Raw genomic sequence first — 9,351 nt, 5'->3', positions numbered from 1 at the left:
GAATTCCGGCTCCGCCGGAATTCCCTGCCAACTCCGTTGGCAGGGGCCCGAATTCGCTCCGCGATTCGGGCCTGAAAGGGATTCGCTCCGCGAATCCCTGCGGCTGGCTACGGGGAGGGTTCCGGGTGCCTTCCGCTCTCCTCCGGATCCTTGACAGGCCGTCAATACAGGTACCGTACATCGGCTTTAAATCTCCCCGGCTCTGCGGTCTTTATCCTCTGTCAGGACGCCACCATAAAACCAGTAGGGACTGCGGTACAAGAGCGCACCGAAGCCGACCTGATGACCCGTCTGAGGTGCTGAATCTCTCTCCGACACACCCCTGGCGCCTCTTGTGGTCGGTTCTCAGGGCGCTCCTGTTGCACCTTTCTGAGTGAACGGTACGTCAACTTCAAAGTTCTGGGATTACTTTGATGCTGCCTCAAGGACCTTGTTTCCGTGCCACCATGAATCATATGTCGAAGAAGGATGTGTGGGTACGGATCGGTGACAAGATCTTCACCGCCGACACTATTAAGGGCATGGACGACAGTGAACCTCGTTATCTCCAGGTCAAGGTGACTGGAGAGCGTGAACCCTTGAAAATCCGTGCCCGTGTCCCATATCGCAATGAGGGACTGGCAGACGAGGAGCGGCGGCGGTACTCCGATTCCACGTTGCCTGCGGTCGTCGCGCAGGGGCTTCTCGACGCGGTTGCGGCCTGCGCTGTGGACGGCGGGCACTGGCTGCTCAGCTTCGAGGACAACTCCGCTTACACGGAGGTGAGTTGGGTGCGCAGCGAGCTGGGGCGGACCGGGCCGCCTCCACGGCGAGGTGAGTGCGTCGGTCCACGAACCACTCCGCCGGCTCGTCGAGGGCAGGGCCTCGATGAGCGGGAGCGGCAACGGCTCCTCGCCCAAGCCCCCGCGCACTGGCGCGTGCCAGGGCAGACATCGGTCGGGGAGCAGGAGGCGACGACCTAGTGAGCAGGTCTTGGAGCAGTCGTGAGGACGCTTGGGGCCCAGGGGTCTTCCGTGTGGCGCCGTTGCGTGGTGAGACGACTGGCTTTGTAGGTGAGTTTCAGGAACGCCTGATGCTCAGCGGCGGGAACGCTCGGTTCCACGGGAGAGTGATGTCGCTGAGTTTCGAGAACGCCCGGGCGCTTGCTTCGGGACCCTGGTTGTGCTCTGCACGACGAGGGGGCCCGGGTGCTGCCGAAGTCCAAGGTCGATCTGTACGCGGCGATCCGCCGTGATGCCAGGACGGGCATGTCGACGCGTGCGCTCATGCGGAAGTACGGCGTCGGCTTCAACACTGTGCAGAGGGCTCTGATCTCGGCCCTGCCGGAGCCGCGCAAGAAGATGAGACCACGGGCAACCTGCCTGGACCCCTACAAGCCGGTGATCGACGCCATCCTGAAGACGGACCTGACCGCGCCGCGAAAGCAGCGCCACACGGTCAAGCGGATCTACGACCGGCTCCTGGACGAGCATGAAGCCGTCGACGTCTCCTACCAGATGGTCCGCGCCTATGTCGCCGCCCGCCGTGAGGAGATCCGTCTCCAGGCCGGCAAGGGGGTGGTGGACGCGTTCGTCCCGCAGACCCACAGGCCCGGAGCGGAGGCCGAGGTGGACTTCGGTGACGTCACGGTGAAGCTGGCCGGCGAGCTGGTGACCTGCTACCTGTTCGCGTTCCGGCTGTCGTACTCGGGCAAGGACGTCCACCGCATCTTCGCCTCGGCCGGGCAGGAAGCGTTCTTCGAGGGCCACGTCCACGCTCTCAACGTGCTGGGCGGAGTGCCGACCGGGAAGGTCCGCTACGACAACCTTAGAGCCGCCGTCGCCCAGGTGCTGGGCCTCTCCCGCCGCAGGATCGAAGCCGAACGCTGGACCGCCTTCCGCTCCCACTACGGCATCGACGCCCTCTACTGCCAGCCCGGCCTGCGCGGCGCCCACGAGAAGGGCGGCGTCGAGGGCCAGATCGGCTGGTTCCGCCGCAACCACCTCGTCCCCGTCCCCGAAGTGGACACGCTCGCCGAGCTCAACGCGATGATCGACCGGTGGGACCAGGAGGACGACGCCCGCCGCATCCGCTCCCGCCCGCGCACGATCGGCGAGTACTTCGCGGCCGAGCAGCCGCTGCTCGCGCCACTGCCGGAGGAGCCGTTCGAGACCGGCAGGCTGTCCACCCCGCGAGTCGACCGCTACAGCCAGATCTGCGTCCGGATGAACCGCTACTCGGTGCCGGTGCGGCTGATCGGCCGCACCGTCCGCGTCATGCTCCACGCCTCCGAACTCCTGGTCTACGACGGCCGCGAGGAAGTCGCCCGCCACGAGTGGCTCATCGCCCGCAATGGATCCCGCCTCGAACTCGACCACTACCTGGAGGCGCTGATCCGCAAGCCCGGCGCCCTGCCCGGCGCCACCGCCCTCGACCAGGCCCGGGCAGCCGGCCGGTTCACCCCCATGCACGACGCCTGGTGGGAAGCCGCCGTCAAAGCCCACGGTGAACGCGACGGCACCCGGGCCCTGATCGAAGTCCTCCTCCTCAGCCGCCACCTGCCCCACGAACACCTCGTCACCGGCTCCGCCGCAGCCCTGAAGACCGGTGCACTCACCGCCGATGCCGTCGCTCTCGAAGCCCGCAAGGCAGCCGACGCCGACACCGGACCCGAAGAACCCCCGCAGCCGCCCTCCACCACCAGCCAGACCGCCATCGCCCCGCTGCCCGCGGCCGTCAGGGCCAACCTGCCACCCGACAAGCGGCCCCTGCCCTCCGTCGCCCCCTACGACCAGCTCCTGCGGCTCCGCCGACCCGACCACCCCACCCAATGAAAGAGGAGAACGCCGTGGCTCTTCCCCGCCAGCGAGGACTCACCGAGCAGGCCGCCACCACCGCCGTCGACCAGGCATGCCGCATGCTCCGGCTGCCCACCATCCGCTCCCAGTTCCCCGACCTCGCCGAGACAGCGAGCCGTGAGCAGATGTCCTACCTCGGCTTCCTCGCCGAGCTCCTCCTGGCCGAGTGCGACGACCGGGCCCGCCGCCGCTCCGAGCGCCGCATCAAGGCGGCAGGCTTCCCCCGCGACAAGTCGCTGCGGAAGTTCGACTTCGAGGCCAACCCCAACATCGACGCAGCCATGATCCACACCCTCGCCAAGTGCGAATGGATCAAGAAGGGCCTGCCCCTCTGCCTCATCGGCGACTCCGGCACGGGCAAGTCTCACCTGCTGATCGCACTGGGCACCGAGGCCGCCATGGCCGGCTACCGAGTCAAGTACGTCCTGGCGACCAAGCTGGTCAACGAGCTGGTCGAAGCCGCCGACGAGAAACAGCTGACCAAGACCATCGCCCGCTACGGCCGCGTCGACCTGCTCTGCATCGACGAACTCGGCTGTGCGCCACGAGGCGCTGATGGATCTCGCGGGATGAGAGGCCCGCCGCCGGTCCTCGCAGGGACCGGTTGAAGCTGGAGGCAGGCCGAACCCCGGGTTGGGGGTGAGGCCGGGAGCAGCCTCGACAACGTAGGGGCGGACCGACACCACCAGACGGTTCGTGCCCGCAAGCGAAGACGGAATGGGGGCAAGGAAACTGAACCAGTGGTTGACGTCCCGTGAGTCGTCAGCGGCCTGCCGAATCTGGTGGATGGGCCGCTTTGCAGTGCTGGAGAGTGCTCTATCCGATGGCCTCTCCTCTTCCGGCGTCTTTAGCCTATGGGCGCCGGGAGGCCCGGACCAAGACTGCGATGTGCGGTCCGTGGCGATGCTGCCGGGGTATAGCTGGGCACCGACGCCGTCACAGAGATCCTCAGTGAACGTGGGAAGCGATCTGGCATCGCCCTTCCCGTCCGGCAGCCGGCCGGGCGGCGGGCAGGCGCAATGCCCGCTGATGAAGCCAGGTCGTGGCGGAGTCGCCGTAGTACTCGGAGGCCGGGAAAGCCGGTCGCATGGGGAAGGGCGACAGCGTGATGGCAGCAGGACTGCTGTCGGGGAGGAACGTTGTTGAATAACGACGCGCCGCCGCTTTGGCCGGGCAGTATGACGGCCGCGCGGCGGGTACTCGATCATCAGATCAAGCTGCACCGATGGGCAAGGAACGAGCCGGATCGCCGGTTCGATGATGTATTCAACTTGATCTGCGACCGGGCCACTTTGGTGGTGGCCTGGGAGCGGGTGTCCGGCAACCGAGGTGCCAGGACAGCAGGTAGTGATTCCGTTCCTGGAGGAGCTTCGCTCTTCGCTCAAGGACGGGTCCTTCACTGCGCTGCCGGTCAAGCAGGCGGTAATTCCCAAGAAGAACGGCAAAGTGCGTTACCTGGGCATCCCGACCCTGCGGGACCGCGTCGCGCAGATGGCCCTCAAGCTGGTCCTGGAACCGATTTTCGAGGCCGATTTCTACCCGTCCAGTTACGGGTATCGGCCTGGGCGTCGGGCTCAGGATGCCATCGCCGAGATCCACCGCTTCACGCGCAAGCCGTCGACCTACGACTGGGTCATCGAGGGCGACATCAAGGCTTGCTTCGACAACGTCGACCATCACGTCCTGATGGACCTGGTGGCCGAACGCATCAAGGACCGCAAGGTCTTGCGGCTGGTCAGCGCGTTTCTGCGGGCCGGGGTTGTCGAACTGCACGGTGGATTCGCGGAGACCCTCACGGGCACTCCGCAAGGAGGAGTCGCCTCTCCGCTGCTGGCCAACATCTATCTCTCCGTCCTGGACCGGCATTTCTCGCGGATCTGGGACAGGGAGATGACCCCGCCATGGCGTCGTCAGTATCGACGCCGGATGGGGCGGCCGAACTTCCGCCTGGTGCGTTACGCTGACGACTTTGTCGTGCTGGTGCACGGCACCAAGTCCGAGGCCGAAGCGCTCAAGGCGGAGATCGGTGAACTGCTGGCCCGCAGGCTGAAGATGACCCTCTCGGTCGAGAAGACCCACATCACCCACATCGACGACGGCTTCGTCTTCCTGGGCTTCCACATCCAGCGAAGGCCCTTCGGCGATGGCCGTCGCGTCGTGCTCACCATCCCGTCCAAGCCCGCCTTGGCGTCGGTGATGCACAAGATCAAGAAACTGACGGGGCGAAGTACGACGTCGCTCTCGTTGGAGGAGGTGCTGCGGTCGGTGAACCCGGTCCTTCGGGGCTGGGCTGCCTATTTCCGCTACGGCGCATCCAAAAGAACGTTCTCCTACCTCGGCTGGTACGCCTGGTGGAGGCTGATTCTCTGGATTCGCTACAAACACCCCCGCCTGACCTGGAAACAGTTGCGGCGCCGCTACTACGGGGCGGACCGCATCACCGAGGGCGGAATCGTCCTCTACAACCCGGCGAAGATGCGGGTCCAGCGATACACGTTTCGTGGAGCGCAGATCAGCACGCCTTACAACATCGACGAGGTCGATCCCGACGGAGCACGCTTCCGCCGGACGAACCACGACGATGTGGCCTTCGTCGGCCAGGTCAGCGAATACCTCGCCTGATCCAGCGGATCACGTGGAGAGCCGGATGCTCGGCCAACGGGCACGTCCGGTTCGGCGGGCGGGGACGGGAAAACCGGCACTGGAAACGGTGCACGGCGTCCCGTCCCCGACCCAACACATGGAACTCGACCGCCGCGGCGCCGAACTCCTCTTCCAGGTCCTGACCGAACGCGAGGAGAAGAACAGCGTCGCCATCGCCTCCAACGAGTCCTTCAGCGGTTGGACCAAGACCTTCACCGACCCCCGCCTCTGCGCGGCCATCGTCGACCGCCTCACCTTCGGCGGCAACATCATCGAGACCGGCACTGACTCCTACCGTCTCGCCACCACCCGCGCCCGCGCTGAGCAGCAGGCCGTCGGCTGAACCGGACGCAAAAGTGCCTGCAGGGCGACGTGGGCTACCTACCCCTGGCGCAGAAATTCCCGCAGGTCCGCAGCTACAGCCGTCATCCCTTCACCGGCTTCGATCACGGTCGTCACCGTGCACTTCCAGTCACCGGGAAAGAAGCCGGACCGAAGCGTCCAGTCCAGATACACATGACCACCCGAGCCGAAGGTCGCCGTCACGACCAGGTGGTTGTTGATCCAGACCCGCTCCCCCTCCCAGCCACGGAAGTCTCGCGCGAGGCCATCGAAGAACTCGCTCAGGTCATCCCAGACGGTGACGGTCACGTTCTCGAGCCGTGCACGCACACCATCAGCAACGGCCTCCACCGCGAAGACGGTCTCGTACTCATCCGCACGCGACCAGTCGAACAACCGGACAGAAGTCGCCAGCGCCCCCGGCCCCCGCACGACGAGCTCGACCTGCCCGGGACCCACCTCGATCAGACTCACCCGCCGAAGGATACGGACGTCAACACGTTGACGACATCACTTTTCCGTGGCCCGGGATCGCTGCTACTTCTCATCAACATTCGGAGGCCAGAAGCCATCAGATGTTCCCAACTCCCACCGACAAGTGCTCTTCGTTCTGACCTACGCAGCCAAGACGACGTTCTCCATGATCTGTCGCGTCGCGGGTCGCTACGGAGTGCCGGAGACGGCGCTGCGCTCGCAGTGGCAGTGGCACGGCTCGCGGCCCGGTCATCCGGGCGGGGGCGCGAGGGCTGATGCCGAAGTGGTGCTGAACGCGGCGGGACGGCAGGTGCTGGCGGGCTTGTGCGGTGTCGACGGCGCGGTGATGGCACGAGCATTGCCCTCTTGGGAGCACGGGGATGCCGCGTTGGAGGGCGGGGGTGCCGGGAAGCCAGCGGCTGTGTGGCGTGTGGGTGGTGCGGTAGCGGGGCCCGTGGCGTTTGGCTGTCGCTTGTGTGCTGCGCGTCGGACGGGTGTGCCTGTGAGGTGGGTGTGGTACGCGGCGCGGTGGGAGCGGGTGTGCGTACGGCACGGGCGGTGGCAGCTGGACGCGGACGCCGACCAGGAGCTGGAGCATCTGGACCTGCGGAGCCTGCCGGAGGTGGTCGCGGCGCAGCGGCGGGTGGCGGGTGTGGCGCGGCGGGCGGTGCGCAGCGGGGTAGAGCCGGAGCGGGTGTTCGCGCTGGCTTATGCGGTCGTGGCCCGGTGGTGGGAGCAGGCCTTGTACTGGGAGGAGGAGAAGGTGTGGCCGCGGCGGCTGCACCAGGTCGCCGGCGGCAACGCGGGCGGGGAGCTGGAGCGGTGGCGGATCGTGGGCCGCGATGCGGTCATCTTCCCCGAAGTGGTCGCCGTCGCGGACGCGGTCCTGGACCCTGCCATGGCGCAGCTGGTGTGGGCCGACAGCGGGGAGGAGCGGCCGCGGCCGCTGCCCGCCGACGGGGCGTTCTGCCGGGCTCTGGGCGAGCGCGTGGGCCGGCCGTGGCTGGGTCCGCTGGCCGCGACCGACTACGGCGGACCTTTGATCGCCTGGATGGGGACCGTTATCCGTCTGCGTCGTCATCCCGAGGGTCGGTCTGGGCCGTATGCGCGGTTCGACGAGAACCTGTGGTGGGTGCGGCAGGAGCTTCAGCCCGCCAGCATGGCCGCACAACTGCGGGTATGGGCCGGGGAGAAGAAGGCGCCCGGCTCAGGCACGAACTGGCGTGCTGCGGTGCCTGCCGAACAGCGTTTCCTGATCACCAACCTCCTCGGTGAAGCCGAAGAGCAGGTAATGCTCCTGCGCGGCGCGCAGGTCGGGCCGACCGCTGATGCAGCCCGGTATCTGCTGGAGACCCTCAGCCGTGGCACCGAACTCCTCGACCAGGCATTGGTGCAGATCATGGCCGCTGCGGTGAACGCCGGAGTGGGGCTGGAGGACGTCGCTCGCTGGGCTCGGCTGTCGCCGGATGAGGCCGCGGAGATTCTTGGGACGTACCGGGGTGCGGACGGGCAGTAGGCCGGAGTGCTGCCGGGGGCGAGGTCAGGGTCGGTGGATGCTTGGGGGTCGCGGTTTCTGGTTGATCGGTAGGGCGCGTTCGCTCGTTGGGGTGAGGCGGTCGGAATTTAGTTCCGTCGTTGCGGGGGCTGTTCTTGGGTGCTGATGTGGGGCTACACGGCGATGCGAGGCGCGTGCAGGCGGTGTTCGTGGATGAGGCGGGGCTTCTGAGGCAGATGCCCTGGATCACGGCCGCGACCGAGGTGCGTTTTGAGCATGCTCCGCCGGTGGCCGCGTTCCCGGTCGTGCCCGGTAGGCGGTGGGGGCCGGGCTGGTGGTGGTCGGCCACGATGGGCCGGCATGTGGCGCACGGGTCGGCGGCCATGCGGGCGCAGTTGATGCTGCTGGACCGGGACCGGCAGGTCGTGGGGTTGTCGGGGCGGCCGGTGCGGTTGGTATGGCGCGATGAGCGCAGCCGGGTGCGGTCCTGGGTGCCGCAGATGTTCGCCCGGTACGCGGACGGGAGTGGGCTGCTGGCCGACTGCCCCGGCGTGGAGGGTGCGGGTGGGGTACGGGCGCAGCGGGCCCAGACGGTGCTGGAGGTGGTGTGTGCGCTGATGGGGTGGAGGTATCTGCGGCTTGCTCCGCCCGATGCGGTGATGGCGGCGAATGTGCGGTGGTTGGCGGGCTACCGGCATCCGCGCTACCGCGGGGCCGGGGGCCTGGAGGAGGCGGTCTTGGGCGCCTTCACGCAGCCTCGGCCGCTGATCGAGGGGGTGGTCGCGGTCGGGGATCCGCTGCAGATCTTGCCGGTCGTCTATCACGCACTGTGGGCGGGACGGCTTGAGGCAGTGCTGGATATACCACTGCACGAGCGGGTGATGGTCCAGCGTGCGAGCGATGGAGAGCGGGAACGATGACGGGGGCATCGGGTGGGTGGCGTGCCGAGGCCGGGGCGCATGTCGAATTCGACGGCACTGTGTGGCAGATCGTCGCTCTGGTCGGGCAGACGGTGCGGCTGGTCGACGAGGACGGGAGGACGGCATCGGTCCTGGCGGCACATCTGTGTGCCGACCCCGGCTTTCGCGTCGTTGGGGACCGCACGCCCCCTGGGGCGCCGCAGTGGGGCCTGTTCGAGGGCCTCGACGTCGCCGAGCGGGAGCGTGCGCTGGCCTGGCAGCGGCACATCCGCGAGGTCGAGTACGGCCTGCCCGAGGGCCCTGGGAGCAGGGGCGTGCCGCGGCCACGGTTCGATCCCGGGCAATGGTCGCTGGCCGAGCGGGAGCGGGCCAAGGTCGAGGAGCTGACGGCGCTGGGCTGGGCGGGGGTGAGTGTGGCCACGGTGCGGCGGATGCGGGCCCGCTACCGCGAGGGTGGGCTGTGGGGGCTGGTCGACGGGCGTAAGCGGCGGCCGACGAGCCCGACCGGGCGCGCGGATGAGCGGGTTGTGGCTGCGGTGTTGGAGGCGGTGCGGCGCCAACGGGGGCGTTCCAAGGGGACGTTTAAGAGGTCATCTCATTTGGTGAGTCTGCGGTAGCAGATGAGGGTGCAGGCGATGCT

The 9,351-nt window shown here is 67.5% G+C and carries 7 protein-coding genes and 2 pseudogenes; 8 read left to right on the top strand and 1 reads right to left on the bottom strand.

Annotated features, from left to right (window positions below; all coding sequences use genetic code 11):
- Positions 1–455 precede the first annotated feature (455 nt).
- The 5 genes and pseudogenes from IE273_RS42635 to IE273_RS42615 form a co-directional block, all read left to right on the top strand.
- Positions 456–962 (top strand): hypothetical protein, encoded by a 507-nt coding sequence (locus tag IE273_RS42635; protein ID WP_189820481.1) that lies wholly within the window; start codon positions 456–458, stop codon positions 960–962.
- A gap of 285 nt (positions 963–1,247) precedes the next feature.
- Positions 1,248–2,813, top strand: coding sequence for an IS21 family transposase (gene istA, locus IE273_RS42630; protein WP_229888137.1), 1,566 nt, complete (start codon positions 1,248–1,250; stop codon positions 2,811–2,813).
- A gap of 14 nt (positions 2,814–2,827) precedes the next feature.
- Positions 2,828–3,373: pseudogene (locus IE273_RS42625) on the top strand (ATP-binding protein); the annotation flags it as partial.
- 811 nt (positions 3,374–4,184) lie between these two features.
- A complete protein-coding gene (gene ltrA, locus IE273_RS42620) occupies positions 4,185–5,459 on the top strand; it encodes a group II intron reverse transcriptase/maturase (protein ID WP_229888136.1) in 1,275 nt (424 codons plus the stop codon).
- A gap of 115 nt (positions 5,460–5,574) precedes the next feature.
- A pseudogene (locus tag IE273_RS42615) lies at positions 5,575–5,823 on the top strand (ATP-binding protein); the annotation flags it as partial.
- 38 nt (positions 5,824–5,861) lie between these two features.
- Here IE273_RS42615 and IE273_RS42610 read toward each other — a convergent pair.
- On the bottom strand, positions 5,862–6,296 hold the full coding sequence (locus IE273_RS42610) for a DUF6228 family protein (RefSeq protein WP_189820480.1): 435 nt from the start codon (positions 6,294–6,296) through the stop codon (positions 5,862–5,864).
- A 538-nt stretch (positions 6,297–6,834) separates the two neighbouring features.
- Here IE273_RS42610 and IE273_RS42605 point away from each other — a divergent pair.
- From IE273_RS42605 to IE273_RS42595, 3 genes are all read left to right on the top strand, one after another.
- On the top strand, positions 6,835–7,812 hold the full coding sequence (locus IE273_RS42605) for a DNA-binding protein (RefSeq protein WP_229888135.1): 978 nt from the start codon (positions 6,835–6,837) through the stop codon (positions 7,810–7,812).
- 173 nt (positions 7,813–7,985) lie between these two features.
- Positions 7,986–8,711: a TnsA-like heteromeric transposase endonuclease subunit gene (locus IE273_RS42600; RefSeq protein WP_308437093.1), complete on the top strand. Its 726-nt coding sequence runs from the start codon at positions 7,986–7,988 to the stop codon at positions 8,709–8,711.
- Positions 8,708–9,328 (top strand): hypothetical protein, encoded by a 621-nt coding sequence (locus IE273_RS42595; RefSeq protein ID WP_189820479.1) that lies wholly within the window; start codon positions 8,708–8,710, stop codon positions 9,326–9,328. Before IE273_RS42600 ends, IE273_RS42595 begins: the two co-directional genes overlap by 4 nt.
- The last annotated feature ends 23 nt before the right edge of the window (positions 9,329–9,351 follow it).

This window comes from Streptomyces olivaceoviridis (assembly GCF_014650115.1).
In the GTDB taxonomy this organism is placed as follows: domain Bacteria; phylum Actinomycetota; class Actinomycetes; order Streptomycetales; family Streptomycetaceae; genus Streptomyces; species Streptomyces olivaceoviridis.
The sequence above is the reverse complement of the archived record's forward strand: the minus strand, read 5'-3'. Positions and strand labels throughout refer to the sequence as shown.